At 63.2% G+C, this 25,735-nt stretch carries 26 protein-coding genes; 11 read left to right on the top strand and 15 right to left on the bottom strand.

Annotated features, from left to right (window positions below; translation table 11 throughout):
* The gene (locus KTR60_RS03270) at positions 1-1,980 is read left to right on the top strand and encodes an amino acid permease (RefSeq protein WP_228401846.1); all 1,980 of its coding nucleotides are present in this window, start codon (positions 1-3) and stop codon (positions 1,978-1,980) included.
* A gap of 487 nt (positions 1,981-2,467) precedes the next feature.
* Here KTR60_RS03270 and KTR60_RS03265 read toward each other — a convergent pair whose 3' ends face one another.
* From KTR60_RS03265 to KTR60_RS03255, 3 genes are all read right to left on the bottom strand, one after another.
* The gene (locus KTR60_RS03265; protein WP_228401845.1) at positions 2,468-2,695 is read right to left on the bottom strand and encodes a hypothetical protein; all 228 of its coding nucleotides are present in this window, start codon (positions 2,693-2,695) and stop codon (positions 2,468-2,470) included.
* Between the two features lie 223 nt (positions 2,696-2,918).
* Positions 2,919-3,488: a recombinase family protein gene (locus KTR60_RS03260; RefSeq protein ID WP_228401844.1), complete on the bottom strand. Its 570-nt coding sequence runs from the start codon at positions 3,486-3,488 to the stop codon at positions 2,919-2,921.
* Positions 3,485-3,766 carry a hypothetical protein gene (locus KTR60_RS03255; RefSeq protein ID WP_228401843.1) on the bottom strand — a complete coding sequence of 94 codons (282 nt, stop codon included), beginning with the start codon at positions 3,764-3,766 and terminating at the stop codon, positions 3,485-3,487. Before KTR60_RS03255 ends, KTR60_RS03260 begins: the two co-directional genes overlap by 4 nt.
* Here KTR60_RS03255 and KTR60_RS03250 point away from each other — a divergent pair.
* Positions 3,765-4,163, top strand: a complete 399-nt coding sequence (locus tag KTR60_RS03250; protein ID WP_416309253.1) for a UDP-galactopyranose mutase — start codon at positions 3,765-3,767, stop codon at positions 4,161-4,163. The genes KTR60_RS03255 and KTR60_RS03250 overlap by 2 nt on opposite strands.
* A gap of 108 nt (positions 4,164-4,271) precedes the next feature.
* On the opposite strand, the gene KTR60_RS03245 is transcribed toward KTR60_RS03250, so the two are convergent.
* From KTR60_RS03245 to KTR60_RS03230, 4 genes are all read right to left on the bottom strand, one after another.
* Positions 4,272-5,465, bottom strand: a complete 1,194-nt coding sequence (locus tag KTR60_RS03245; protein WP_228401842.1) for an acyl-CoA dehydrogenase family protein — start codon at positions 5,463-5,465, stop codon at positions 4,272-4,274.
* Between the two features lie 182 nt (positions 5,466-5,647).
* The gene (locus KTR60_RS03240) at positions 5,648-6,466 is read right to left on the bottom strand and encodes an SDR family oxidoreductase (RefSeq protein WP_228401841.1); all 819 of its coding nucleotides are present in this window, start codon (positions 6,464-6,466) and stop codon (positions 5,648-5,650) included.
* Positions 6,459-8,261, bottom strand: coding sequence for an AMP-dependent synthetase/ligase (locus tag KTR60_RS03235; RefSeq protein ID WP_228401840.1), 1,803 nt, complete (start codon positions 8,259-8,261; stop codon positions 6,459-6,461). Before KTR60_RS03235 ends, KTR60_RS03240 begins: the two co-directional genes overlap by 8 nt.
* A 31-nt stretch (positions 8,262-8,292) precedes the next feature.
* Complete coding sequence (locus KTR60_RS03230) at positions 8,293-9,057, bottom strand: SDR family NAD(P)-dependent oxidoreductase (protein ID WP_228401839.1); 765 nt, start codon at positions 9,055-9,057, stop codon at positions 8,293-8,295.
* A gap of 193 nt (positions 9,058-9,250) precedes the next feature.
* Between KTR60_RS03230 and KTR60_RS03225 the strand changes: the two genes are divergently transcribed.
* The 3 genes from KTR60_RS03225 to KTR60_RS03215 are packed head-to-tail and all read left to right on the top strand — an operon-like array spanning position 9,251 to position 11,860.
* Positions 9,251-10,483 carry a cytochrome P450 gene (locus KTR60_RS03225; RefSeq protein ID WP_228401838.1) on the top strand — a complete coding sequence of 411 codons (1,233 nt, stop codon included), beginning with the start codon at positions 9,251-9,253 and terminating at the stop codon, positions 10,481-10,483.
* A gap of 19 nt (positions 10,484-10,502) precedes the next feature.
* Complete coding sequence (locus KTR60_RS03220; RefSeq protein ID WP_228401837.1) at positions 10,503-10,697, top strand: ferredoxin; 195 nt, start codon at positions 10,503-10,505, stop codon at positions 10,695-10,697.
* Positions 10,694-11,860, top strand: a complete 1,167-nt coding sequence (locus KTR60_RS03215) for an NAD(P)/FAD-dependent oxidoreductase (RefSeq protein WP_228401836.1) — start codon at positions 10,694-10,696, stop codon at positions 11,858-11,860. The genes KTR60_RS03220 and KTR60_RS03215 overlap by 4 nt, the downstream gene beginning before the upstream one ends.
* Before the next feature lie 290 nt (positions 11,861-12,150).
* Here the strand turns inward: KTR60_RS03215 and KTR60_RS03210 are convergent, their stop codons facing one another.
* The 7 genes from KTR60_RS03210 to KTR60_RS03180 are packed head-to-tail and all read right to left on the bottom strand — an operon-like array spanning position 12,151 to position 19,120.
* The gene (locus KTR60_RS03210) at positions 12,151-12,597 is read right to left on the bottom strand and encodes an acyl-CoA thioesterase (RefSeq protein WP_228401835.1); all 447 of its coding nucleotides are present in this window, start codon (positions 12,595-12,597) and stop codon (positions 12,151-12,153) included.
* Complete coding sequence (locus KTR60_RS03205) at positions 12,584-13,738, bottom strand: CaiB/BaiF CoA transferase family protein (RefSeq protein WP_228401834.1); 1,155 nt, start codon at positions 13,736-13,738, stop codon at positions 12,584-12,586. The genes KTR60_RS03210 and KTR60_RS03205 overlap by 14 nt, the downstream gene beginning before the upstream one ends.
* A gap of 4 nt (positions 13,739-13,742) precedes the next feature.
* Entirely contained in the window at positions 13,743-14,531 is a 789-nt protein-coding gene (locus KTR60_RS03200; protein WP_228401833.1) for an enoyl-CoA hydratase/isomerase family protein, read from the bottom strand.
* A gap of 17 nt (positions 14,532-14,548) precedes the next feature.
* Positions 14,549-15,706 carry an acyl-CoA dehydrogenase family protein gene (locus tag KTR60_RS03195; RefSeq protein WP_228401832.1) on the bottom strand — a complete coding sequence of 386 codons (1,158 nt, stop codon included), beginning with the start codon at positions 15,704-15,706 and terminating at the stop codon, positions 14,549-14,551.
* Positions 15,707-15,733: 27 nt separating this feature from the next.
* Positions 15,734-17,260 carry a class I adenylate-forming enzyme family protein gene (locus tag KTR60_RS03190; RefSeq protein WP_228401831.1) on the bottom strand — a complete coding sequence of 509 codons (1,527 nt, stop codon included), beginning with the start codon at positions 17,258-17,260 and terminating at the stop codon, positions 15,734-15,736.
* A 13-nt stretch (positions 17,261-17,273) separates the two neighbouring features.
* A complete protein-coding gene (locus KTR60_RS03185; protein WP_228401830.1) occupies positions 17,274-18,170 on the bottom strand; it encodes an SDR family NAD(P)-dependent oxidoreductase in 897 nt (298 codons plus the stop codon).
* Positions 18,167-19,120: an acyl-CoA thioesterase gene (locus KTR60_RS03180; protein WP_228401829.1), complete on the bottom strand. Its 954-nt coding sequence runs from the start codon at positions 19,118-19,120 to the stop codon at positions 18,167-18,169. The genes KTR60_RS03185 and KTR60_RS03180 overlap by 4 nt, the downstream gene beginning before the upstream one ends.
* Positions 19,121-19,344: 224 nt before the next feature.
* Here KTR60_RS03180 and KTR60_RS03175 point away from each other — a divergent pair, with 224 nt between their 5' ends.
* The 6 genes from KTR60_RS03175 to KTR60_RS03150 are packed head-to-tail and all read left to right on the top strand — an operon-like array spanning position 19,345 to position 24,224.
* On the top strand, positions 19,345-20,532 hold the full coding sequence (locus KTR60_RS03175; protein WP_228401828.1) for a thiolase C-terminal domain-containing protein: 1,188 nt from the start codon (positions 19,345-19,347) through the stop codon (positions 20,530-20,532).
* A gap of 1 nt (position 20,533) precedes the next feature.
* Positions 20,534-20,995: a MaoC family dehydratase N-terminal domain-containing protein gene (locus KTR60_RS03170; protein WP_228401827.1), complete on the top strand. Its 462-nt coding sequence runs from the start codon at positions 20,534-20,536 to the stop codon at positions 20,993-20,995.
* Complete coding sequence (locus KTR60_RS03165; protein ID WP_228401826.1) at positions 20,992-21,402, top strand: MaoC/PaaZ C-terminal domain-containing protein; 411 nt, start codon at positions 20,992-20,994, stop codon at positions 21,400-21,402. Before KTR60_RS03170 ends, KTR60_RS03165 begins: the two co-directional genes overlap by 4 nt.
* 26 nt (positions 21,403-21,428) lie before the next feature.
* Positions 21,429-22,232: an SDR family NAD(P)-dependent oxidoreductase gene (locus KTR60_RS03160; RefSeq protein ID WP_228401825.1), complete on the top strand. Its 804-nt coding sequence runs from the start codon at positions 21,429-21,431 to the stop codon at positions 22,230-22,232.
* Complete coding sequence (locus KTR60_RS03155) at positions 22,232-23,398, top strand: thiolase family protein (RefSeq protein ID WP_228401824.1); 1,167 nt, start codon at positions 22,232-22,234, stop codon at positions 23,396-23,398. The genes KTR60_RS03160 and KTR60_RS03155 overlap by 1 nt, the downstream gene beginning before the upstream one ends.
* Positions 23,399-23,429: 31 nt before the next feature.
* Positions 23,430-24,224 carry an enoyl-CoA hydratase/isomerase family protein gene (locus tag KTR60_RS03150; RefSeq protein ID WP_228401823.1) on the top strand — a complete coding sequence of 265 codons (795 nt, stop codon included), beginning with the start codon at positions 23,430-23,432 and terminating at the stop codon, positions 24,222-24,224.
* Positions 24,225-24,409: 185 nt separating this feature from the next.
* Here the strand turns inward: KTR60_RS03150 and KTR60_RS03145 are convergent, their stop codons facing one another.
* Complete coding sequence (locus KTR60_RS03145) at positions 24,410-25,609, bottom strand: TetR/AcrR family transcriptional regulator (RefSeq protein ID WP_228401822.1); 1,200 nt, start codon at positions 25,607-25,609, stop codon at positions 24,410-24,412.
* Positions 25,610-25,735 lie beyond the last annotated feature (126 nt).

Below are 25,735 nucleotides of genomic sequence, written 5' to 3'. Positions count from 1 at the left end.
GTGGTGACCGCAGCCGACAACGAGGTCCCGGCCGACAACACGGCTCCGTCTGTGAAACAACGCACCGAGGCCTGGCTACTCGCGGACATCACCGAGGAACCAGCCGGACATCTGGGGCCACACCGGATGGCGCCGAAGAAGGAGAAGCGCCACCCGTGGTGGAAGGTGATGTGTCTGACGGGTGTCGATTACTTCTCCACTCTCGGTTACCAACCCGGTATCGCGGCACTGGCGGCCGGCACGTTGGCTCCCATCGCGACAGTCGTATTGATCCTGCTGACACTCTTCGGCGCTCTACCGGTCTACCGGCGAGTGGCTCGCGAGAGTCCGCATGGCGAGGGTTCGATCGCCATGCTCGAGAAGTTGCTGCCCAAGTGGCGCGGCAAGATCTTCGTTCTCGTGCTTCTCGGCTTCGCGGCCACCGATTTCCTCATCACTATGACGCTCTCGGCTGCCGATGCCACGGCGCACCTCGTCGAGAATCCTTTTGCTCCAACCTTTCTCTCCGGACACACCGTCGCCGTCACCCTGGTTCTGCTCGCGCTCCTCGCTGCGGTCTTCCTCCGCGGATTCACCGAAGCGATCGGTATCGCGGTCGGATTGGTCGCCGTCTATCTCGCCTTGAACGTGGTGGTCATCTCCGTAGGTCTGTGGCACATCGCGACCGCGCCGTCGTTGGTCACCGACTGGACGCGCGCCATGACCACCGAGCACGGAAACCCGGCGATGATGATCCTGATCGCGCTGATCGTCTTCCCGAAGTTGGCTCTCGGTCTGTCCGGCTTCGAAACCGGCGTCGCGGTCATGCCGCAGATCAAGGGCGATCCGCACGACACCGAACAGAATCCACGTGGCCGCATCAAAGGTGCGCGGCGCCTGCTCACCACGGCGGCGCTGATCATGAGCGGATTCCTGCTGACGTCGAGCCTGGTCACCACCATCCTGATCCCAGAAAACGAGTTCCAACCCGGAGGCGCTGCCAACGGTCGCGCGCTTGCCTTTCTCGCCCACGACTATCTGGGTGAGATCTTCGGAACCGTCTACGATCTCAGCACGATTCTGATCCTCTGGTTTGCCGGTGCATCGGCAATGGCAGGGTTGCTCAATCTTGTTCCGAGGTATCTCCCCCGCTACGGCATGGCGCCGTCGTGGGCCCGCGCCGTGCGTCCGCTGGTCCTCGTGTTCAGCGTCATCGCCATCACTGTCACGATCTACTTCGACGCCGGTGTCGACGCTCAGAGTTCCGCGTACGCAACCGGTGTCCTCGTGCTCATCTCGTCGGCGACCGTCGCCGTTGCACTGTCCGCTCGTAAGCACGGTCAGCGAAAACTGTTCGTGGGGTTCAGTTTTGTCGCAGTTTTGTTCGTCTACACGACGATCGCGAACATCTTCGAACGTCCAGACGGTGTGAAAGTGGCGTCGTTCTTCATCGCCGCGATCATGGTGGTGTCCTTCCTTTCCCGGATCTCGCGAGCCTTCGAACTACGGGCAACCTCCGTCGAATTCGACGAGACCGCGCTGCAATTCATCGCCGAGGCAGCCGAGAAGGGTTACCTCGCGATGGTGGCGCACGACGTCGACCGTCTCGACGAGGACGAGTATCGGCAGAAGGAATCGCGGCAGCGCGCCGAAAGCAACATCCCGGAGGCGGAGTCGATCATCTTCATCGAAGTCAACGTCACAGACTCCTCCGAATTCAGCACCGACCTCCTCGTCCACGGCCGACAGCGCGGTGTGCACCGGATTCTGTGGGTCGACAGCCCGGCCGTCCCCAACACCATTGCGGCGGTTCTCCTGCGGACGAGGGACATCACCGGCGTGATTCCCGACGTCTACTTCGAGTGGACCGAGGGAAACCCGATCATGTACCTGCTCCGCTTCCTGTTCATCGGTGAGGGCGAAACCGCTCCCGTGACCCGTGAGGTCCTCCGCCGCGCCGAACCCGACCAGTCCCGCCGGCCACACGTCCACGTCGGTTGACGCGGCAAACGATGAGCAGAGGGTTGGTCCAGGCCATGCACCAGGGAAGATCGCACAGAAAGAAGTGCTGCGTGCCTATATTCAGGCGAAACTCGCGGATATCACATCTTGCGTGCGAGGCTCGCCCTGAAACCCATTGCGATGGTGCGGATCGATAGGACGATCGGCCCCCGCTGCACCCACACGTCGAAGCGACTGGCTATCGCAGGTTCGATTCGTCTGTCACCAAGCGATAAAGAACGTATCCAGAAAACACTGTTATGGAGACGACGCAGAGTACGAGCATGATGTCGAAGAAGATAGTCATGTTTCCCCTCATGCGTTCGACCAGAATCGATTCGTTTATCCCCGCGAAAGTTTCTCCGGGAAAATGTCCTGTTCCGCAGCTCCAATCGTGTGAAGGCGATAGCGCCTCACCACCCGAGGCGCGGCTCAGCACTACTCAGGGTGAGGGCTTGGCAGTGTCATGCGCTGCGCAAAGGGTCAATTACGATTCCTGATCCGCTGACACGAGGTCGCGGAAGTAGTCGGAGAGACGGTGAGTGCCAGTCCGCTCGCCCACCGACTCACGTTGGAGCCCTTCGATGAAGAATCGAGCCAGCGACGACGGGCGCGGCCCCAGGCGATCCGCGGTCCAGATGACAGGCCGGACGAATCCGGCAGGGACCGAGACCATTCGGGGCCGCTTGTCCACCGCGGCGAACGCCAAGTCCACGATGTCGCGATACCTGTAGATGTCCGGGCCACCGACATTCCACTCACCGGACCCGTCCCCGACCGCTGAGTTGGAGGCCGCCGCACTGCGACTGCCCCGGAGAGAACACGAAAAACTGACCGCTGTCGCAGAAGAGTTCTTCGGGCACCTGACGGAATGAACTCTCTCCAGTTGGGTTGAGCTAAGCTAGTACCCGCGGGACTGAGCGATACCTTTGTCGCGTTCAGTCCTGGCGGACTTCCGATGTGAGTGCGCGACTGACGGAGGATCGGCCGACGCCGAGTGTCAAGGCGATGGCGTCGAGACTTCTCCCCTGCTCGCGCAGGGTGCGGGCAAGTTCGATGCGTTTGGGAATCATGACGGTGGGCCGTCCGCCGTGTCTGCATTGCCGGCGGGCAGCTTCGAGGCCGGCGTGGGTGCGTTCGACGATCATGCGGCGTTCCATTTGGGCAAGGGCCGCCATAATGTGGAAGAGGAATTCTCCACCTGCTGCAGTAGTGTCGAATTCTTCTGTGAGGGAACGGAATGCGATGCCACCTTCGCCAAGAGTGTGTACGGTGTCGATGACCTGGCGGATAGATCGTCCGAGCCTGTCGAGTTTCCAGACTCCGAGGACATCGCCGTCATGGTCGCGTAGGTAGTTCAGGCATTCGGCGAGTTGGGGGCGCTGCGCTGTGGAGCCTGATTCGTAGACGGTGAAGATGCGGATTGCGACGGCTTGGCGGAGTGTGTGTTGCTGCAGTTCGGGGTTTTGTTCGAGGTTGGACACGCGGGCGTATCCGATGATGCTCACAGTCTCGGTACTTCTGGTCTGCTGCTGTGTTGCGGGATGGTGCGGCTGTTCACAAGTTGGTAGTCGACTTCTGGACTCCAGTGGGTGTGGAACTTGATGGTATCGAGGTCGGCAAGTTCTCGCTCCGGAGCGGCCGGCTTTGGCGTGGAGCGGATCTCGAACGGCTGTGGGTCATGTTGCGGTGCTTCGGATTTGATCCGACTCGCCCAGGTGTAGGCCTGTTCGGGCATGGTGTCGTAGTGCTCGATCATGGCCTGCCAGCGCCCGGGAAGGGTCATGACGTTCTCGCGGGGCGCTGCGGCGATCGAGTCCGCGGAAACTTCGGTGACGGGTGTGATCGCGGGCCGCAGGACGTCGGAGAGCTCCTGTGCGACAGAGAAAGAAGATGAGCCGTACTACCCGATCAACACGCCTGATGATCGGGAAAAGCTCGATCGCTACAGGCGAGTGGCAAAGCAGGAAGCGTCCCAGTACAACGTCCTCTTCGGCGGCCGTGGTTGGAACAACAAATACCTCGACATGCATATGTCCATCGGATCGGCCCTCACGGTATTCGACAACAAGATCGCACCGGTCTTCGCCGACGAACGTCCTCTCGACGGACGGCACGCTGGATTGACCGCTCCCCGGCGCCAAACAACTGCACCCACTCCGGGCCACCTATTATCCGACTGAAGCCGGATCCTTCGGTAGTTACGACGGCCACGTCGCCTGATGTCAGTTTCCCGTCCTCTCGATGGGTCCGGACTACATTTCTTGCAACGAGGGTTCCGCCAACCCGAATCAGACACGGTATGAATCAGGCAGTCTCCCATCGACGCCAACCTGTCTGATCATCGCTCCGGCTAAGTTCCGCTCATGGATCGGAGAGGATCCCTCGTAGATGCGCAACGCACGAACATCACGCCACATCCGTGGGACGGGATGCGGGCCAACGATGCCCTCGCCTCCCAGTAGCTGAACGCAACGGTCGGCGACCCGGCTCGCCATTTCGGAACAGTACAGCTTGGCGGAAGCGATGCGGTGGCGGGGAATGACACCGACGTCGAAGGCTCGCGCACTCTCCATTGTCAGTGCACGCCCCGCCTCGAGGTCGGCGAAGCTGGCTCCGAGTGTCGCCTGAACCGCACCGAGTTCGGCCAGCGGGCCACCGAACTGTCTGCGGCCGTTGACATGTGAAGTCGTCTCTTCCAACATACGAGTGGCTTGGCCGACACAGGTCGCGGCGACATGCAGACGGGCGTGATTGATGCCGCGCAGTGCCATCGTCAGCCCCGAACCTTCAACACCTCCAAGAAGGTTCGCCGCGGGCACTTCGACACTGTCAAAGTAGATCTCGCCGACAGGCGCCTCTGCATGCCCGTTCATGATCGTGGGAAGGACCGTCCGCACGCCGGGAGAGTTGGCGTCTACGATGAAGGCTGACACTCCCGCGGCGCCATGTTCGGATTCGTCGGTGCGGGCGAAGACAATGAAGGCGTCTGCCCAGGCGGCGTTCGTGATGTAGCGTTTGCTGCCGTTCAGAACGTACACATCACCGTTGCGAACGGCTGCGGTGCGCAGGTGGGCTGCATCCGATCCGGCAGCGTCTTCGGTGAGGGCGAATGCCGTAACCAACTCTCCTGCTGCCATCGCAGGAAGCATCCGTAGGCGTTGTTCCTCGGTTCCGTGATCGAGGATGGCCTGCGAACACAGGCCGATCACCGTCGAGAAGCGTGACCGGTACACGCACGACGCACGCGTGAATTCGAAGGTGAGCTTCACCTGCTGTTCCATGGTCCATTCGAGGCCGCCGTAGGCACGGGGTATTGAAATGCCGAATAGGCCGAGTGCAGCCATCCTGTCGAGGATGCGGGCGGGCACCTCGCCCGCCGCAACCATCTCGTTCTCCGCCGGGACGAGTTCGTTGGCGGTGAAGTCGGCGATGGCCTTCAGATAGGTGGGGAACTCGTAGTTGAGGACCTCGGAGTCGATCATCAAAGAGCCTTTCGACATAGGTGTCCGGGGGGCAGGCAGGGTATCGCCGACGATTCGGGGGATCTGATTGCACTGCAGATGATCTGGTTCGACCGGCCCTTGGCGGTTTGTCGCGCTACGCGAATCGACATTCCGAGGGCGACGCGGTAAGGATTACGGACGATGAAGTCGCCGCCCGGTATTCACATTCGTTGTTCGTCGCGCGCAGCGCCGTTCCAAATGTCCTCTTGGCACATCAACGTCTCGCCGCCACCGTCCACGAATAGGGTCTGCCCGGTGATCCGCGTATTGGCCGGGCTGAGGAAGAATGCAATCGCCGGAACTATGTCTGTCGACTCGGCCCGTCCGCCGAGCGGCATCGGACGTGCTGCCATCACGCGAGCGACGTCCGCCGGAGTCCGATCACGGACGGTCATCGGCGTGTTGACCCATCCAGGCGCCACTGCATTGAGCGGGATGCCTGCGCCTGCCCATTCCGCAGTCGGAGCTGTGCGTCGTAGCCATCGGCCCGCTGCTCGTTTGCTGCTGGCATATGCCGTGTGCTCGGCGTCGCCGGGTAGCGCGTCGACCAGACTGACGGCGCGCCCCTCATTTCCGGCTAAGCAAGCTTCGACCACACCGTCGTCTACTGGGAGAAGGACGGCCCGCGATGTGATCAGCACCGCGCGTGGCGCATCGAGACGCAACAGAGGGCGTAGCCCCTCGAGGCTCGCGATCGCACCGAAGTAGTTGACCCGCACCGTCATGGCGTCCCGACGATGAACACCAGCATTGGCGACGATGCCATCGATGCCGTGCGGAGCAAGATCACGAATTGCATCGACAATCGCGGCTCGGCCGGTCAGCGTCGCGAGGTCCACGCTGACGTCGACGCCGGCGAGGTCGACACCGATGACGTGATCTCCCTGGGCGCGGAGGTGTTTCGCTGTAGCGGCGCCGATGCCACTTGCGGCGCCGGTGACGACGATGGTGCGGCCTTCACCGAAATCGTTGTCAGGCATAGAGGGCGTCGATCTCATCGGCATACTTCTCGTGCACCAGTTTGCGCCGCACCTTGGTGGTCGCGGTGAGCTCTTCGCCGTTCGTGTCCCAGTACATCGGCAGCACACGGTGAGCGCGCACTTGCTCCACCCGCGACAACCTCTCGTTGCCTCGCGCAATTCCCTCGGCGACCTCGTTCATCACCTGTGGATCCTGGGAAAGCGTCTCCGCACGAAGGTCCGTGATACCGCGAGCGGACGCGAATGCAGCGACCTGATCGCGGTCAAGAACGATCAGCGCCGCGATGTGTGACCGTCCGTCGCCGACTGCGACAACCGAACCGGCAAGGGGACAAGCGAGTCGGAGCGCGTTCTCGATGTTTGCCGGGGCGAGGTTCTTGCCCGAGGAGTTGATGATCATGTCCTTCTTGCGGTCGACGATTCGGACGTAGCCGTCCTCGTCGAGGGTGGCGATGTCGCCGGTATGTAGCCACCCCTCCGTATCGACGGCCTCGGCCGTTTTCGCCGGGTCGTTGCGGTAGCCCCGCATCACGCCGGGACTACGGAGCAGTAGTTCACCGTCGCCGGCGAGCTTCACCTCTACGCCGTTGCGCGCCTGTCCCACGGTGCCGATCCTGATCCGGTGAGGGTGGTTGGCGATGCCTGATGCCGCGCTCTCGGTGAGTCCGTAGACTTCGCAGACTGTCACGCCAAGTGCCAGAAAGAATTCCAGTGTTTCCGGCGCGATCGGTGCGCCGCCGGATGTTGCGTAGTACAAGGCGTCGACACCAAATCGTCTTCTCCACGTGCCCAAGACGCTCGCGTCCAAGGCTGTGTGCTCAGTCTCGAGCGCCTTGGGAACCGGTGCGCCGGAGAGTTCGAGGCGGACTTTCTCCAGACCGACTGCGAGTGCTCGCTCGGTTATGTCTCGTTCGGCTGGGGGCTCCGCGGCGATCGCATTTTCGATCATTGTCTTGAGCTTGTACCAGATCATCGGTACGCCCATGAAGGTCGACGGGTGCACCTCCGAAAATGCTGTCAGTACTGACCTTCCGTCGATTACGTCTGTCACCGTTGCCCCGGTCACCATCGGTAGGTAGTGCGCGGCGAATCTGTTTGCGAGGTTGGCGTCAGGGAGATACGACAGCACCCGCTCCTCTGCGTCGGGGGTCGTGAATTCCTCTTGCTGCGCCGCCCTGGTCGACGCGGAGTAGAGCAAGTTGGCATGGGCGATCTCGACGCCCTTGGGGTCCCCTGTCGTGCCCGAGGTGTAGATCAGCGCGGCCAGATCGTCGCGCGAAACGGCGCGCCATGACGCATCGAAGTCGAAATTCGGATCGGAGAGCGCGTAGAGCGCCTCCAGTGAGATCTGGTCGGCCGCAGCGTCGTCGATGCAAACCACGCGAGTACCCGGGTACTGCCCGGCAGCCGGGCGAACGACCTCGCTGAACTGCGCCTCACACACGACCACGCGGCTGCCGGCACTGCCGAACAATGAGGAGACCTGCTCGGCGGTGAAGGTGTTGTAGATCGAGTACGACACCGCACCGAGATGCATCACTGCTGCGTCGACGAAGTGGAACTCCGGACGGTTCCTCAACATGATCGCAACTGTGTCACCGGGGCGAACCCCGAGGCCCGCGAGACCGGCGGCGATGCGTCGAACCTGTACGTCATACTCGCGCCAGGTGAAGGTCCGCCCGTCCGCCCAGTCCCGCAGCGCGACACGATCGGGGTAAGTAGTGGCAGTGGACTGGAATACGTGACAGAGGCTGGGCGCCTGAGCGACCTGTCGCGTGGTCAGATGTGTGGGCACGTGAGGTCTTCCTTGATCGAGGGGTCGGGACTCACAGGGCATTCGGGGGCCAAAGTTGGAGTACCTGTCCCGACATGTGGGTCGTGGCGGGTGAGACGAGATAGCGCACGGCCTCGGCAACTTCGTCCGGTGTCCCGAGACTGTCGGCAATCTCTTTCTCGCGCTCGGGCTGTTCGCTGAGTCGCTTGCGCAGCCTGCCGGTCGAGATCAGACCTGGAGCAACGCAATTGACCCGAATCCCCTCCGCCGCCAGCTCGTTCGCAAGGTAACGGGTGTAGTGCATGACGGCTGCCTTGGTGATTCCGTAGTGGGCGTAGGTGCCCTGAGGGTTGGCGATCGCCCCAGTAACCGAACCCATTGTCACGATTGCGGGGTTGGTTGCTTCTCGCAGTGCCGGTAGGCATGCCTGCACGGTCGTGATCGTGCCGTGAAGGTTGCGACGCAGGACGTCGTCCAGCGCTTCCAGATCAATGGTGGCGGCGGTGTTTTCGGCGAGACCTCCGCTCCCACCACCGGCATTGCACACCACGGCGTCGAGTTGCGACCACTCTCGGAGGATCTGTTCGCCGAGCGCATTCATCGCCTCGACGTCGGTGGTACTTGCTTCGAGCGCGATGGTCGGCACTCCGATTTCGCTCAGCTCGTCGAGGACCGACCCGGCGGCCTCGCCGAACGCGCGGTAACCGTTGAAGTCGGTGTCGACGACAGCGACGGCGTACCCCTCACGGGCGAGGGAGAGGGCAATTTGTCGGCCGATGCCGCGAGCGGCGCCGGTTACGAGTGCGGTAGTGGACATTATTGCCTCCTAGGAGTCAAACGATCATTTACTTGTATGTGCTCCGACAGCAGGATGTCAAGAGGCTCAGGGAAAGTTGATGTAACAATTCGTTTGATATCTGTCGTTGCATTTTGGTCGAACAACAGCATAATAGAGTGCATAAGTGAATGAGATCTAGAGTAAATTCCACAACTCAGCCTCTGGAGTTTGTATGACACACGCAGTCGATGTCCCCCAGTACCCGATGCCTCGCAACGTCGAGCGCTGCCCGTTCGATCCGGCAGAGAAACTGTTCGAGATCCAGCGCGTCGACGGACTACGACGGGTACGCATCTGGGATGGCACCCAACCCTGGCTCGTGACACGGCACGCCGACGTCCGCGCGGTGATGGCTAGCCCGCACGTCAGCGCCGACACCGACAACCCGGCATATCCGCACAGCTCCGCCGCGATCAAGGCCCGCCGAGCACGGGCGAAAACCTTCTTCACGGAAGACGGTGCCGCCCACGACATCCCACGCCGTGCACTGGCAAGGGACTTCACAGCCAAACGCATGCAAGGAATGCGCGAGGTCGTCCAGACCGTCACCGACCAGTGCATCGACGAGATGCTCGCAGGCCCGAAACCCACGGACCTCGTCGAAGCGCTCGCTCTGCCGGTGCCGTCGGTCATGATCTGCGAACTGCTAGGGGTGCCATATCACGAGCACGACCGTTTTCAGGTGCTCACCAAGGTGTTCACTGCAGCGACTTCCACGGCGCAGGACACCGTCGCAGCGGCAGAGGAGATGCTCGAGATGATTGCCGTGGTCATCGACGGCAAGATGGACAACCCCACTGACGACACCCTGAGCCGACTCGTCGTCGAGCAGCTGATTCCCGGACACATGACCAATGAAGAAATCGCACGGATGGGGTTGCTGCTTCTGACCGCAGGCCACGAGACGTCGGCGAACATGATTGCCCTCGGGACCGCAGCTCTGCTGTCTAATCCGGCGCAGGCCGCTCTGATCCGCAACTCCGACGACCCCGCAGTCGTCGCGGGCGCAGTCGAAGAATTACTGCGCTATCTCACGATCGTCCACTCCGGAGCCCGGCGCGTCGCAATCGATGATTTCGAGATCGCCGGCACCGAGATCCACGCCGGAGACGGACTGATCCTCGACTTCGGCACCGCCAACCGCGACACTGCCGCCTTCACCAGCAACGGCCACGGCGAACCCGACGACCTCGACATCAGCCGCCCCGCACGGCACCACCTCGCGTTCAGCTTCGGCGTCCACCAGTGCCTCGGCCAGCAACTCGCCCGCGTCGAATTACAGGTCGTCTACTCGACCCTGCTCAAACGAATCCCCACGCTCGCACTCGCCGAACCGCTCGAAAACCTCGAATACAAAACCGACATGTCCATCTACGGCTTGCACCGCCTGCCCGTGACCTGGTGAACGAAAAAAGGACCGCATGATGAGAATTCACATCGACGAAGACAAATGCGTAGGCGGCGGACAGTGTGTACTCGCTGCACCCGAAGTGTTCGACCAGCGCGATGAAGACGGCATAGTCATCCTGCTCCAGGATGCACCTTCCTCCGACCTCGCAGCGCAGGTGCACGAGGCCGCACTACTGTGCCCGGCGCTCGCAATAGTGGTCGAAGAATGACCATCGACCAGGTCGTGGTCGTCGGCGTCTCCGCAGCGGGTCTGACCGCCGCCGAGACACTCCGACGCGAAGGGTACACAGGCCGGCTGATGCTGATCGACGGCGACACACGGCCACCGTACGACCGGCCACCGCTGTCGAAGCAACTGCTGCGCGGTGAATGGGCCGAGGAGAAGCTCACGCTGCGCCCGCCCGCCGCACTCGAAGGCCTCGACGCCGACTGGCGACTGGGAGTGCGGGCCGAGCACCTCGACCTCAAGTCTCGCGAGATCGGGCTCTCGGACGGCTCCCGAGTAGGTTTCGATGGTCTGGTCATAGCCACGGGTGTGCGTCCGCGGACGTTACCGTTCGCGGACGGCCGCCGGGGCGTACACGTTCTTCGCTCCGTCGAAGACGCGCTCGCACTGCAGAGGGAAATGGTGCCTGGCGCCGCAGTCGTCATCGTGGGCGCGGGTTTCCTCGGTACGGAGGCCGCCGCGGTGGCCGCCGGACTCGGCTGCCGAGTGGCTGTGATCGACCCGCTGGATCTACCTCTGGAACGCCAACTCGGCCGGAGGATCGGGACGCGGGTCGCACAGCTGCACCGCGACCACGGCGTTCAACTTCTCGGCGGGAGCGGGGTTACCGACATCCGCGAGACAGACGGCCGTGTGAGAGCACTTGTACTGCAGGATGGTCGGGAAATTGCGGCGGACGTGGTGCTGATAGCGATCGGCGCCGAGCCAGTGACTGACTGGCTCAGCGGTAGCGGACTGGTCCTCGAAAACGGCCTTCACTGCGACGAATTCTGCCAAGCCGCCCCCGGGATAGTCGCTGCTGGCGACGTAGCGTCGTGGCAGCACCCGATCCTGGGCCGGCTCCGACTCGAACACAGGATGAACGCCACTGAACAAGGCATGGCTGCCGCACGGACTTTGTTGGGCGAACGTATACCGTTCTCGCCGGTGCCTTACTTCTGGAGCGACCAGTACGACGTGCGGATCCAGGTTTACGGCCGCCCCACCACCGCCGACTTCACCGCGGTGGAAGGATCCATCGACGATGGGCCGTTCGCCGCCGTTCAGCGCGACGAATCGGGTCGTATCACCGCCGTCGCCGGGTGGAACATGCCTCGCCGACTACGTGAACTGCGACAAGAACTTGTGAATCAACAGGCCGCGTAATGCCGACCGACTTCGGGTGGCTTCCGATGACGCATCCGCGCAGGCCACCCGAAGTGGAGTCGATCCGTGACAGGCTCCCGACTAACTCGGCTTACCTGCCCCTCGGCGTGAACAATACTGAGGACCGAACAGCCTGTTCTCCACAGGGAAACCGCGACATTCGGCCACACAGCTTGATTCGTGCCGAGTGGTTCGTCTTTGGCACACCTGCCGGATTAGCTTTCAGTCGACGACGCTGTAGTCGGGCTGGGTGAGACGCTGCTACCGTCTCGCCCAGCCCGACTACATCGCTACGAAAAAGATCTCAGCCGGTGGCGGAATTCGTCAGGCATCGGCCACGGCTTGCGGGTCTGTTCACCAACCAACACAATCACCGTTTCGGCGACCACCGCGGGATCGGCGGCAGCACACGTGCGAATGGAACTGCGCAATCGGAAGGACGTCGTACCGATATCGGACACCCAGAAGTCGACGAGAAGTGGCGAGGCCTGATACCAGAGTTCCCTGCGGTAGTCGAAGTCCTGCTTGCGCACCATGTGCCGCACATTCTTCGGGAGCGAATCGAGCAACCCGCCGGTGGAGGAGTGCAACGTCACCGGTCGACCGAGGTAGGCACGTCTCGCCTCCTCGACGATCCGTACCGACGCGACATTGTTGACGTGCCCCTCTGGACCCAGATCGTCGTACCGGACGGAGACGGACAGGGTCCGCACCCCCTCGAACTCAGTTGACGACATCAGCGGCCCGCAATTCGTCGATCCGCGCCGGCCCGACTCCCGCGGCCAGCAGCACAGCTCCGGTGTCGGCCCCGACGACAGGCGCGGCGACCGGTCGCGGTAGTGGCGTACCGGAGAATCTCGGCATCGGTGCAGGTTCGATGGTCCCGGATTGACCGACGAGAAATGTCTGACGCGCATGGTTGTGCGGGTGGTGGGGTGCTTCCGTCAGGTCGAGAACGGGAGAAAAGCTTGCGCCGCGTCCGTCGAAGATCGTCTCCCACTGGTCGCGTTCGTGCTGAATGAACAAGGCGGCGAGAGTCTTTCGCATGAGCGGCCACGCGGCACTGTCCGTCCGGTCCGCGAACGTCGGATGCCCAATCAGGCCCAGGACGCCGAGCATCGCGCGGTAGGAACGCTCGTCCCCGATACCGAGGGCGACATGGCGATCGTCGGCGCAGCGGTAGACGCCATAGCAGGGGTTACCACCGTCGATCCCGTTGGTGCCCCGTTCGACATTCCACCGGCCCGCATTCCAGAAGTCGTGCACCATCGCCATCATCATGGCGCTTCCGTCGACCATCGCGGTGTCGACAACCTGGCCCAGGCCGGAGTTGCGGCTGTTCAGAATGGCGCCGAGCACACCGAGCGCGAGGAATGTTCCGCCTCCCATGTCCCCCACCAGGTTGAGCGGCGGCACCGGCTCATCACAGGTACCGATAGCTCCGAGAACGCCGGTGAGAGCGATGAAGTTGATGTCGTGACCCGGATCCTGGGCGAGCGGCCCGTCCTGCCCCCAGCCGGTCATCCGGCCGTACACGAGAGCGGGATTACGGGCGAGCATCTCGTCCGGACCGACACCGAGTCGCTCGGCTACACCGGGCCGAAAACCTTCGATGACAGCGTCCACGCCACTGGCGAGATCCAGAACCAGATCGGCTCCGCGCGGGTCCTTGAGGTCGACCGTGATGGAGCGTTGGTTGCGGTGCAACACAGGGAAAGGGTTGTCCCGGCCAGCGTCGCTCGGTCGGTCGACTCGGATGACCTCGGCGCCCATGTCGCCGAGCAGCATCCCGGCGAAGGGCGTGGGACCGATACCGCCCAGTTCGAGTATCCGGACACCGGTGAGCGGACCCCGTGAGGTGACTGGTTTGGTGGTCATCAGGTCAGCTCACGAACTTCGGGACGCGCTTCTCGATGAACGCCAGCCGCGCTTCTTCGGCGTCCGGCGACGCCAGGCAGGTCGCGAATTGTTCGGCCTCGAGTGGCAGGTAGTCGCCGAGCGACAAAGTTGCCGCGGCCTTGAGGTTTCGCCGCGCAGCGGCAAGACCTCTCGGCGATTTCGTCGCGATATTGGCAGCGACCTCGCGAACCCTCGCCGAGAGTTGCTCGGGCGGCAGTACCTCGTTGGCCAGTCCCCATTCGACGATCTCCGCGCCGCGGATCTTCGGCGAGAGCAGCATCAACTCTGCTGCCTTGGCCGGGCCGAGCATCCGCGAGAGCTGCCACGGCCCACCGAGGTCGCCGCCGAAGGCGACGTCGACGAAAGCCGTGCGCATCACGGTCGTGGTCGAGACGTATCGCAGGTCGGCACTGAGGGCGAACGACATGTTTGCACCGGCACAGCCGCCCTTGACCTCCGCGATGATCGGCGTGTTCATGTCGTGCATCTGGGTGATCAGTCGGGTGTAGTGCATCAATCCGGTCCGGCCCGAGAGATGGTCCCCCGGTGGGTAAGGCGCCGGCGTGGCACCGGCGTTGTCGCGCCCCACACCGAAATGGTCACCCGTACCGGTGAGCACGACGACCCGGACGGACGAATCCATCTCGGAGCGCTCGAGCGCGTCGAGCAGTCCGTCGGCCATTTCGAAGTTGAAGGAGTTGCGACGCTCGGGACGGTTCATCGCGATGGTCGCGATGCCGTCCTCGATAGTGAACAGAACGGTGTCGGTCATGGTTGTCCCTCCAGGCCTTACAGGCCCATGTCCTTCGCGATGATGGTCTTCATGACTTCGGTGGATCCGCCATAGATGCGGTTGACTCGCAGGTCAGCGAACATCCGAGCGATGGCGTACTCCCGCATGTAGCCGTAGCCGCCATGCAGTTGGAGGCACTTGTCGACAACGCGGCCGGCCATCTCGGTGGTCTGCAACTTGATGCGCGCCGCATCGGCTGCGGTCAGTTCGTGGTCGCTTTCCAGTTCGATGCCACGATCGACCAGGGCCTGACTCGCTGCTACCTCGGCGTCGCACTCAGCGAGCACGAACTTGGTGTTCTGGAACGCGGCGACAGGCTTGCCGAATACCTTCCGCTCTTGGACGTAGTCGCAGGTCATGTCCACTGCGGCACGTGCACGCGCGACGGCGTCGACACCGACGATCAGCCGCTCCCGGGGAAGGTTCCGCCCGAGATAACTGAATGCCGCCCCCTCCTCGCCGAGCAGGTTCTCGACCGGGACGTGTACGTCTGTGAACGACAGTTCGTTGGTGTCGCTGGCCTTGAGTCCGATCTTGTCGAGGTTGCGGCCGAACTCGAAGCCGTCGGCGTCGGTGGGAACGACGATCAGGCTCAATCCCGCGCGCCGGTCGGTTTCGCTCGGCGCCGCCGTACGAGCGGCGACGACGCACAACTCGGAGTTTCGGGCACCGGAGATGAACGTCTTCGCGCCGTTGATCACATAGTGACGCCCGTCGGGGGAAAGCCGGGCCGAAGTCCGGATTCCGGCAAGGTCGGAGCCGGTGCCGGGCTCCGTCATCGCGATGCACAACAGGATCTCGCCCGATGCGATATCCGGCAGCCACCGCTGCTTCTGCTCGTCGGTGGCAAGGCTCAGCAAGTACGGCAGTACCATTCCGGTGCTCAAGCCGTAGTGCCCCAAGTGCACGCACGCGCGCGCGACCTCTTCGGAGATGATCGCCTGGTATTTGAAGCTCACCTCACCGGGCCCGCCGTACTCCTCGGGGATGCCGAAACCGGTGACACCGATCTTGCCCATCTTGCGGAACAGTTCGCGCGGCACCATGCGGTCGTGTTCCCACTCCGTATAAGAAGGTGAGACCTCGGTCGCTATGAAACCGCGGATCATGTCACGAAACGCATCGTGGTCGGCGTCGTAGATCTTGCGTTGCATTCTCGAACTCTCCTTGTGTCGTCCGGCTCAACCGGCCGCGATGGTGTCGCGCAACTTGCCTTTGATGATTTTTCCGGTGCCGGTCATGGGCATTTCGTCGACAATCGTCAGACTGCGCGGTGCCTTGTACCCGGCGATCCTGTCCTTGACGAAGGCCCGTACTTCCTCGATCGACGCGTCGTGTCCGGGACGCAGAACGACGACGGCATGTACCCGTTCCCCCCAGTCGGTGTCAGGGACGCCGATCACGGCGCAAGCCGCGACCGCGGGATGCCCCGCGAGCACGTTCTCGACTTCGGCGGGGTACACGTTCTCACCGCCGGTGATGATCATGTCCTTGAGACGGTCGGCGATCCAGAGGTAACCGTCCTCGTCGAGGTAGCCCCCGTCTCCGGTTTGGAGCCAGCCGTCACGGATCGTGGTTGCCGTTTCCTCGGGTTTGTTCCAGTAGCCCGCCATCACATGGTCACCGCGGGTGACGATCTGGCCTACCGTCCCCGGAGGGACCGGGTTCCCGTCGGGGTCGACGACCTCGAGCTCGATGCACGGGGTCGCCCGCCCAACCGACCCGAGCTTGCGGCCGGCCCGGTGGTCGGGCCCGTTGAGCATTGTCAGGCAACCGGTTTCGGTCATGCCGTAGACGTGCACGAGCTGCGTGTGCGGCAGATTCTTCATGACCAGCGCAAGGAGGCTGTCAGGGGTCGCCGACGCGCCGTATCCGATGAATTCGAGGCTGCCCAGATCGTACGACGCGAAATCCTCGTGCTCGCAGATTCGTTGGATCATCGTCGGTACAAGTGCGCATCCAGTGACGCGGTGTTTCTCGATGGTGCGCATCGCGTTCTCCGGCGAGAACGTCGGCACGAACACGAGCTTGCCGCCGAGTAGTTGCTGGGAGTACCAACCCAGCAGGGCGCCGATGTGAAAGAGCGGCCCGGTCAACATGGTGACGCCGCCGGCGCGGACCGCTGCGCCGGACATCTGGTAACTCAGCAGCCCGGTGAGAAACGAACGGTGGGTGATCATCGTGCCCTTGGCGGCGCCCGTGGTGCCGCCGGTGTAGAGGACGAATGCGAGGTCGTCATCCGACCGGTGCGCATCGGCGACCGGTGCGGCCCCCGCGATCATTTCGTCGTAGACGACGGTGCCCTGTGGCGCCTCACCGCGTCCGACGTACACGATGGCTGCGAGTCCGGGGACCTGCTCGCGCATCACCTGCACCAGGGGGGCGAAAGCCTCGTCGACGAAAACAATCTTGCAGCCGGAGTCGTTGAGCGCGTATGTGATTTCGGTTGCCGACCACCGCGTGTTGAGTGGGCTCGGTACCGCCCCCGCCCACCAGCTCCCGTGGAAAACTTCATGGTGCCGATCGGAGTTGAGCGCGACGATCGCAACCCGGTCGTTGTCGCCGACTCCGAGCGCGTGTAGCGCGCCTGCCAACCGGGCGACACGATCAGCCGACTGGACCGAGGTGAAGACACGGTCGGCGTCGATGGTCAGGACGTCATCGGCCCAGTAGCGAACCGCGCGGTGCAAGGCATGGGTAAGGTACATCGGGTCAGACCTTTCAACTCATGATGTTCGGGCGAATGATCTCCAGTGCGTGCGGAAACGACTCGTCCTCCATGATCGCGGCGAGTTCGGCGACGCTCCAGCCATGGTCGGCCTCCACGACGTGACCGACCGAGAACCCGCGATAGAGACCGACATGACCACCGGTCACGGAAAAAACCTGCCCGGTGAACGGGCAATCCGCCTTGACGAGGTAAGCGACCAACGGCGAAGCGTTGCGCGGGTGAAACTTGTCGAACGCATCTTCGTCCTCCGGCGCGGCTACAGCCGCGGCGAGGCCGGGCGACGAGGTGACCATTGCGGTCCGGGCAGCAGGTGAGATCGCGTTGGCGCGGACGCCGTAGTGACCGAGCTCGGCCACTGCGAGCAGGGCCTGCGCAGCAAGACCAGCCTTGGCTGCCGCATAGTTCCATTGTCCGACGTTGCCGTGTAAACCCGCAGCCGACGTGGTGTTGACGATCGCGCGGTCGACCTGACGGCCGGCCTTGCTCTCCGCCCGCCAGTGCCGGGCCGCTGCCCGGGTCACCGAGAAAGCACCCTTGAGGTGGACGTCGACAACGAGGTCGTAGTCCTCTTCGGACATGTTCCAGACCATCGCGTCGCGGACGACGCCCGCGTTGTTGACGATCGCATGCAGGTCACCGAACGCGTCGCGCGCGGCCTCGACGAGGCGCTCACCGGTTGCCATCTCCGAGACATTGCCTGCGACGCCGACTGCCCGTCCGCCGGCGGCGATGATTTCCGATACGACGTCGGCGGGCTCCGCCAGGTCGTTGACGACGACCCGCGCCCCCTCACGTGCCATCAGCAGTGCATGCTCGCGACCGATGCCGGCGCCGGCGCCGGTCACGATCACGACCCTGCCGTCCAGTTGTTCTCTGTGTTGACTCACTTTTCGTCCTTTGTGTTGGAAAGAAGCCGGACCACCGACTCCTGGGCGGCGCTGGCAACCATCGTTCCGTCGGGTGACCAGAACGTGCCCTGGTTGAATCCCCGCCGAGAGGCGACGCTGGTGCTCGCCTGACGCAGAAGCAGCCAGTCGTCGGCGCGTAGCGGGCGGTGAAACCAGACGGAGTGATCGATCGAGGCCAACCCGACTCGACCGGGTTCCCGGCGCAGCGGGTACATCACTTCGTGCTCGATCGCCGAGGACTGCGCAAGTGTGCTGTCCGACAGATACGTCAGAGCGCAGGCGTGCACGAGCGGGTCGTCCGGCAAGGGGCTCCGTGAGCGCAGCCAAACATCCTGGCGGACAGCGCCATCAGCGCCAGGCGCGGTGGGGCCCGTCGGACGCGGAACGATGCGCGCCTCGATCGCGCCGGCGTAGACCGCCTCGGCGTGCGCCTCGGGATGCAACGAGCGCCACACGTCGTACACGTCGGGCGCAGTCGCGGGAGCGGGCACGACAGGTGCGACCAGATGCCGTTCACTGCCAGCAGTCGTTCGAACGAAAGATGCTGTCATCACGAATATTTCGGAACCGTCCTGAACTGCGGACACCTGACGCGCGCTGTAGCCGCGGCCGTCTCGGCTGCGTTCAACGTGGTACTCGATGACCTCGTCCGGTCGGCCCTCGCGCAGGAAATATCCGTGCAGCGAATGTGGAACCCGGTCGGTGTCGACGGTCGCTCCCGCGGCGGCGAGGGCCTGGGCGGCGACCTGTCCGCCCATTACGCGCTTCGGTGCACCCGCATGGCCACTGCCGTGGAAGGTGTCCGCGCGGTGCGGCCGAACAAAGACGAGGTCGGCCAACCTTGCGGCGGTGGTGAAATCGAGGCTCCGCTCGGGATCGTCGATCGACGCCTCCGTTCCGAGCTTCGTCGGACTTGTCCGGTGGGCCACGGCATCCTCCTTTTCGTTGACGAACAGCCCCCTAGTCGCAACCGTTCTGACTCTAACGATAATTCACTTTACCCTGCTTGTGTCAAGATGGTTCCCGAATCATCAGTTACTTTGCCGGATCCGACGCCTTTGTGGACAGCCTGCACCCGACCCCGCGTTGCAGCCCCTTGACAGTGCGCCGTCCGACGTTTAAAAGTTAATGAACATTAGGCAAGGAGGCCAGAATGAAATCTCGAGTGCTGATCGCCGGCGCAGGAATGATCCCCTTTACCAAACCCAGTGTCGGCGCACGATATGACGATATGGGTGCCGCCGCCGCCCGGGCAGCCCTCGACGATGCCGGCTTGAGTTACAATCAAATCGGCCAGGTCTACGCTGGATATGTTTACGGTGACTCGACTTGTGGCCAGAGAATTGTGTACCAGCTCGGAATGACTCGAATTCCTGTGCTCAACGTCAACAACAACTGCGCATCCGGCTCGTCGGCATTGTGGCTGGCCCGACAAGCCGTTGCCAGTGGCGCAACCGAATGTGCGCTAACTATCGGCTTCGAGCAGATGCCGCCGGGCGCGCTCACCGCCAAATGGACTGACCGTCCCGCTCCGCTGTCGGCGTTCCAGGCCGCACTCGACGACATTTACGCCGTCGATCCCGCACTACCGATGACGCCGCAGTACTTCGCGGCAGCGGCGCAGGAGTATCTCGACAAGACGGGCGCTACTGCCGAGACGCTGGCAGCCGTCGCCGTGAAAGCGCGCAGGCACGCGGGCGACAACCCACTCGCCGTCTTCCGCACTCCAATCACCGTCGAAGAAGTGCTCTCCTCCCCCACCGTCGCAGGTCCACTGACCCGGCTGCAGTGCTGCCCACCGACTTCCGGCGCGGCCGCCGCCGTGGTGTGCACCGAGGAATTCGCCCGCAAGCACGGCCTCGACGCCCGGGTCGCGATAACGGCACAGGCACTGGAATCCGACGACCAGGACCTCTTCGACAGACGGAGCGCGATCTCCCTTGTCGGGTCAGATGTGACACGCCGAATCGCTGAGCGCGTGTACGAAGAAGCAGGGGTGGATCCGGCCGACATCGACGTGGTCGAGTTGCACGACTGCTTCACCATCAACGAGGTGCTCACCTACGAGGGCCTCGGGCTCTGTGAACCCGGCGGCGCCGAGAAGTTCATCGCCGAAGGTGACAACACCTACGGAGGCCGCGTGGTCACCAATCCGTCCGGCGGTCTGCTCTCCAAAGGCCACCCTCTCGGTGCTACCGGGCTCGCGCAGATCGTCGAGCTCACTCGACAACTGAGCGGCACCGCGGGCGAGCGGCAGGTGCCGAACGCCAAACTCGCACTGCAGCACAACCTCGGTCTGGGCACGGCCGGCGTCGTAACCCTTCTGGAGAGGCTCTCGTGAGATGACTACCCCTATCGACCCCTCGCTCATCGGTACTCGCACCGACGAGTTCTCGACCTCCGCCGAGCGTGGACGGCTGCGATTCTTCGCCGAGGCCACCGGCCAGACCGACCCGCGCTACAGCGACCTCGACGCGGCTAGAGCTGCAGGCCACCCGGATCTCCCGATCCCTCCGACCTTCTACTTCTGCCTGGAGATGGACAACCCCAATCGGGGCGACTTCCTCGCCCAACTCGGCGTCGATGTCCGCACCATCCTCCACGGTGGACAGAAATTCACCTACCACGCGCCCGCTCACGCCGGCGACGTACTGACTTTCTGGACCGAAGTCACCGACGTGTCCACCAAGAAGGGCGGCGCGCTGCAATTCATCGTCCGCGACACCCACGTCGGCATCGCGGGAAAACCCGTCGCGACACTCACCAGCACGATCGTCGTGCGCGATCCCAAGGCGGCCCGATGACCTCGCCAACCACCACCGCCACCAACCTCGCGTTCGGCCAGGAGCTCCACCTCGCCTGCCCTCGGATCACCCGCACCACCCTGGCTCTCTACGCCGGCGCCTCCGGCGACCACAACCCCGTGCACATCGACACCGACGCATGCCATGCGGTCGGCATCGACGACGTCTTCGCCCACGGGATGCTCTCGATGGCTTACCTCAGTCGACTGCTCACCGACCACTGGCCGCAGGAACAGATCGTCTCCTTCGAGGTCCGCTTCAGTGCGATAACCCCCGTCAACAGCGAACCGACCTGCACGGGCACCGTGACAAAGACCGACGACGATCTCGCTCATCTCGACCTCACCGTCGCTTTACCCGACGGCACCGTCACACTCCGCGGCGCTGCCGTCGTACGACTCGGCTGACCCTCTCTCACAAAGGAAGAATTGACATGCCCACACTTCAGGACAAAGTCGCGGTCGTCACCGGCTCCGGTCGCGGAATCGGACGCGCCGTGGCGCTCAAGCTGGCAGCCGAAGGAGCCAAGGTCGTCGTCAACGACCTCGACGACGCGCCCGCCAAGGAGACCGTCGAGGACATCGTCAGGGCAGGCGGGCAGGCCGTCGCCTGCGTCGGCTCGGTCACCGCGCCCGACTTCGCTCAGCGCTTCGTCGACACTGCAGTCGAGAACTTCGGCGGCATCGACATCATCGTCAACAACGCGGGCTACATCATGGACAACGTCATCCAACGGATGACGGACGAGCAGTGGGACAGTGTCCTCGAGATGCACCTGACCGCGCCGTTCAAGATCCTGCGGGCGGCCGCCCCGTACATCAAGTCGAACCCGACCGAGTACCACCGCAAGGTCGTCAACGTCTCGTCGGTCTCCGGCGTCTACGGCAACCCGGGCCAGGTCAATTACGCTGCCGCGAAGGCCGGCGTCATCGGTTTGACCAAGACTCTCGCCAAGGAATGGGGCCGTTACAGGGTCAATGTCAACGCTGTTGCCTTCGGCTTCATCCTGACTCGGATGACCGAAGCTGTTGCGAGCGAGGACACCGTTGTCGAGATCGAGGGCCGCAAGATGCGGGTCGGTGTCAGCCAGGCCGCAATGGACAGTGTGCAGAAGACCAGCCCCCTCGGACGCCCGGGTACGCCCGAAGAAGCAGCCGGGGCAATCTACGCATTGTGTCTGCAGGAGATGAACTACGTCTCCGGTCAGTGCGTCACCGTCGATGCGGGTGCCCGATGATGCGCGACGCCGTTATCGTCGAAGCAGTTCGGACCCCGGTCGGGAAACGCAAAGGTTCACTCTCCCAACTCCATTCGGCAGATCTCTCCGCCATCGTCCTCAACGCGCTCATCGAGCGCACGGGCCTCGACCCCGTGCTTGTGGACGACGTGGTCTGGGGCTGCGCGATCCCCATCGGCATGCAGAGCGGTGGCATCGGCCGAGCGTCGGTGCTCGCTGCGGGCTGGCCCGAGTCCGTCCCTGCTGTGACGGTCGAGCGCCAGTGCGGTTCGTCTCAGCAGGCGGTGCACCAGGCCGCTGCGGGTGTGATCTCGGGGCAGTACGACATCGCCGTGGCCGGCGGTGTGGAGATCATGAGCGCCGTTCCGGCGCAGGCGGCGCTCGGCGACGGTTCGTGTGGTGAACCGTTTGGCCCTTCGGTGCTGCAGCGTTACAACGGAATACGCTTCCATCAAGGAGTCGGCGCACAGATGATCGCCGACGAGTACGGCCTCACCCGCACGGACCTCGACCATCATGCGCTCGACTCTCACGCGCGTGCCGCGCAAGCGATCGACGAGGGGCGATTCAAGAACCAGATCGTGCCGGTCGAGGTAGCCGGCGAGGACGGCTCCACGCGACTTTTCGACACGGACGAGGGCATCCGTCGCGGCTCTACTATCGAAGGGCTCGGTGCACTCAAACCTGCCTTCGGGGGCGACGGAACCATCACCGCCGGCAACGCCTCACAGATCTCCGACGGTTCGGCCGCACTGCTCATCACGACCAGTGAGATCGCACAGCAGAAGGGCTGGCGCCCACTGGCGCGTATCCATACCGCTGTCGTCGCGGGCACCGACCCGGTCACCATGCTCAAGGGCCCGATCCCCGCGACCGCCAAGGCGCTGGCCAAGGCGGGTCTGGGCATCGACGACATCGGAGTCTTCGAGATCAACGAGGCGTTCGCACCGGTAAGCCTCGCGTGGCTGCGCGACACCGGTGCGTCGTACGAGCGGATGAACCCGAACGGCGGTGCGATGGCGATCGGTCACCCGATCGGCGGTTCCGGCGCCCGACTGATGACAACAATGGTCCACCACATGGTCGACCACGACATTCGATACGGGCTCCAGTCGATGTGTGAGGGCGGCGGGATGGCAAACGCAACGATCCTCGAACGCCTCTGACCCCCAAACAAACCGAGCAGGAGTAAAAGCTATGGAGCTGCACAACTACGCGTTCGACAACCTCGCCACCACCCGCCACGGTGCGGTCCTTGAGGTCCGCATCGACCGGCCCGACGACTTCAACGCGATCAATCACGCCACGCATCGCGACTTCATCCGGTTGTGGCGCGAACTGCGCCGCGACACCTCGGTGCGGGCCGTCGTACTGACCGGAAACGGCAAGGCCTTCTCGGCGGGCGGCAACCTGAAGGGCCCGCGGATGTCGGCAGGTCAGGAACTCGACGACTTCTTCCGCGATGCTCGGTCGATCATCGTCGACCTGCTCGAGGTGCCGCAGCCGATCATCGCCGCCATCAACGGTCCCGCAATCGGTTTGGGAGCGACCATTGCCTTGCTCTGCGACGTCACTTACGCCTCACGAACTGCCATTATCGCCGACCCTCACGTCAACGTGGGGGTTGTCGCAGGAGACGGCGGGGCGATCGTCTGGCCCTGGCTGGTCGGAATGGCCCGGACCAAAGAATACTTCTTCACCGGCGACAAGATCGATGCCACCGAGGCGGAACGCATCGGACTCGTCAACCACGTTGTCGACCCCGACGAGTTGCTCGACGCTGCACACGCATTGGCTCAGCGATTGGCCGATGGGCACACACGGGCCATTCAGGGCACCAAGCAGGTCCTCAACGCGATCCTGCGCGACACCGCAAACACCGTCCTCGACCTGGCACTGTCCGTGGAGAAAGAGTGCTTCGCTTCAGGGGACCACGCCCTAGCTGTCGAACAGTTCTTCACGCAGCGCGAGGCGGCAAAGCAAAATGCTTGAACTGCAAACGGTTCCGTAAGTGGGTACCAATTTCACGCAGTCTCGATGCGAACTTGGATCCGGTCGCACTCCCGTCGACTGGATCCAAGTTCGCCACTGAATGTTGCTATTTTCCAACGAATTCCGAAACCGCGAGCACATCGCGCCGTCTCAGCGAGTGCGTCGTTCCGTCGGCCTGACTCCGGTCAAACCAGAAGATCGGCGGTGTCGAACTTCTCCTCGATGCCCAGAACGGCATGCCCGAGCCGCCGAAGCGGTTGACGCTGCTCGGTTTTCCGAACAGGGAGGTGATGACGCATCGCGTCGATCACGCGCTGGGCTGCGCGGACCAAAGCTTCTGTGTCGGCCTGGCTCAAGTCTTTCCGACTCGCTGCGAGCAATACTGCCCATTCGTTGACGTAGTCCTGCTGCGCTCGTCGGATCGGGGCTCGCTCCTCTTCCTGAACATGGACGATCCCGGTTGTCAACGCCACGAGCGCATCCCCCTGCGCGACATTGATTCGGACGAACGATGCAAGCGCCAACTCGAGAGCTTCGGCAGGGTCGTCAGTACTCGACAACGCGGCTGCCAAATCGAAATTGAGTGCTTCGAGACAACGCAGGATGATGTGGGAAAGTATCGCGGATTTACCAGGGAAATGGTGGTACAGCGTCGGCCCGGATATCCCTGCCGCAGCGCCGATATCATCCATTCCGACGGCCTGGAACCCTCGTTCGGCGAAAAGGTGCACAGCGGCGGCCAGTGCAGCCTCACGCCGAGACGCGAAACTGAGCACACCCACTACCGGAGTGTGTGGCGCCGGTTCCTGCGCCACGGGCAGCAATCGAGGGATCTCTGCCACAGCAGTTGCGGCAGAGACCATGAGACGGCGCCCCCGCTCCCTGTCGACTTTCACCCGCTCGAAAGCTCGCGCAGTGTTCATCACCGCATGAACAGCCCAGGTCAGGGCATCAGCGTCGGCTTCGGTCAGATCGCTGCGGGCGCGAAGCAGCGCTGCTCGTAACGGCATCAGTGCTGCGAGGTGTCGCTCGGCGAGCCTCGACCGAGCTTCCGACTCGAGAAAAGGACTACTGCGTTCCCACAGTGTGTTGACGCGTCCGGGACGTAAGAGTGCCTTCGCGGCCTCGCCGAGAAGTGCCGGCAACTCCGTGTCACTTGTGTAGATGCGTTCGATCTGGTCGATCTCGAGCTCGATGGCGGCCATCAACAAGTCGGATTTGCTGCGGAAATGGCGGTAGAGGGCCGGACCGGTGATCCCAACTTCGGCCGCGATATCTGCGACAGAGGTGTCGTGGAAGCCTTTTCGCTCGAACTGTCGTGCGGCGGCCGCGACGATCAGTTGTTTGCGGTTACGCGGTCGACGTTGAGGAGACCCTTCGGTCATTTATTAGCCCTCTCATGTAAGAACACCGGTTGGCGTCGCGCAGATGTTAGCAGGTGTTCGAGTCGCTGTTCGCGATTCCTGGCTTGTCTCACCAGGCGGCGCCAACCCGCCGATTTCCGTACTTGA

This window comes from Rhodococcus sp. C1 (genome assembly GCF_020809065.1).
In the GTDB taxonomy this organism is placed as follows: Bacteria; Actinomycetota; Actinomycetes; order Mycobacteriales; family Mycobacteriaceae; genus Rhodococcus_F; species Rhodococcus_F qingshengii.
Note: the sequence above shows the minus strand (reverse complement) of the source record. Positions and strands in the feature narration are given on the sequence as shown.

What these genes read in the sequence shown, in the direction of transcription:
- KTR60_RS03250 (WP_416309253.1), top strand. Translation starts at nt 3,765, where the DNA reads ATGACGTTCTCGCGGGGCGCTGCGGCGATCGAGTCCGCGGAAACTTCG.
- KTR60_RS03255 (WP_228401843.1), bottom strand. Translation starts at nt 3,766, where the DNA reads ATGACCCTTCCCGGGCGCTGGCAGGCCATGATCGAGCACTACGACACC.
- KTR60_RS03245 (WP_228401842.1), bottom strand. Translation starts at nt 5,465, where the DNA reads ATGATCGACTCCGAGGTCCTCAACTACGAGTTCCCCACCTATCTGAAG.
- KTR60_RS03240 (WP_228401841.1), bottom strand. Translation starts at nt 6,466, where the DNA reads ATGCCTGACAACGATTTCGGTGAAGGCCGCACCATCGTCGTCACCGGC.
- KTR60_RS03230 (WP_228401839.1), bottom strand. Translation starts at nt 9,057, where the DNA reads ATGTCCACTACCGCACTCGTAACCGGCGCCGCTCGCGGCATCGGCCGA.
- KTR60_RS03225 (WP_228401838.1), top strand. Translation starts at nt 9,251, where the DNA reads ATGACACACGCAGTCGATGTCCCCCAGTACCCGATGCCTCGCAACGTC.
- KTR60_RS03220 (WP_228401837.1), top strand. Translation starts at nt 10,503, where the DNA reads ATGAGAATTCACATCGACGAAGACAAATGCGTAGGCGGCGGACAGTGT.
- KTR60_RS03215 (WP_228401836.1), top strand. Translation starts at nt 10,694, where the DNA reads ATGACCATCGACCAGGTCGTGGTCGTCGGCGTCTCCGCAGCGGGTCTG.
- KTR60_RS03210 (WP_228401835.1), bottom strand. Translation starts at nt 12,597, where the DNA reads ATGTCGTCAACTGAGTTCGAGGGGGTGCGGACCCTGTCCGTCTCCGTC.
- KTR60_RS03205 (WP_228401834.1), bottom strand. Translation starts at nt 13,738, where the DNA reads ATGACCACCAAACCAGTCACCTCACGGGGTCCGCTCACCGGTGTCCGG.
- KTR60_RS03200 (WP_228401833.1), bottom strand. Translation starts at nt 14,531, where the DNA reads ATGACCGACACCGTTCTGTTCACTATCGAGGACGGCATCGCGACCATC.
- KTR60_RS03195 (WP_228401832.1), bottom strand. Translation starts at nt 15,706, where the DNA reads ATGCAACGCAAGATCTACGACGCCGACCACGATGCGTTTCGTGACATG.
- KTR60_RS03190 (WP_228401831.1), bottom strand. Translation starts at nt 17,260, where the DNA reads ATGTACCTTACCCATGCCTTGCACCGCGCGGTTCGCTACTGGGCCGAT.
- KTR60_RS03175 (WP_228401828.1), top strand. Translation starts at nt 19,345, where the DNA reads ATGAAATCTCGAGTGCTGATCGCCGGCGCAGGAATGATCCCCTTTACC.
- KTR60_RS03170 (WP_228401827.1), top strand. Translation starts at nt 20,534, where the DNA reads ATGACTACCCCTATCGACCCCTCGCTCATCGGTACTCGCACCGACGAG.
- KTR60_RS03165 (WP_228401826.1), top strand. Translation starts at nt 20,992, where the DNA reads ATGACCTCGCCAACCACCACCGCCACCAACCTCGCGTTCGGCCAGGAG.
- KTR60_RS03160 (WP_228401825.1), top strand. Translation starts at nt 21,429, where the DNA reads ATGCCCACACTTCAGGACAAAGTCGCGGTCGTCACCGGCTCCGGTCGC.
- KTR60_RS03155 (WP_228401824.1), top strand. Translation starts at nt 22,232, where the DNA reads ATGCGCGACGCCGTTATCGTCGAAGCAGTTCGGACCCCGGTCGGGAAA.
- KTR60_RS03150 (WP_228401823.1), top strand. Translation starts at nt 23,430, where the DNA reads ATGGAGCTGCACAACTACGCGTTCGACAACCTCGCCACCACCCGCCAC.
- KTR60_RS03145 (WP_228401822.1), bottom strand. Translation starts at nt 25,609, where the DNA reads ATGACCGAAGGGTCTCCTCAACGTCGACCGCGTAACCGCAAACAACTG.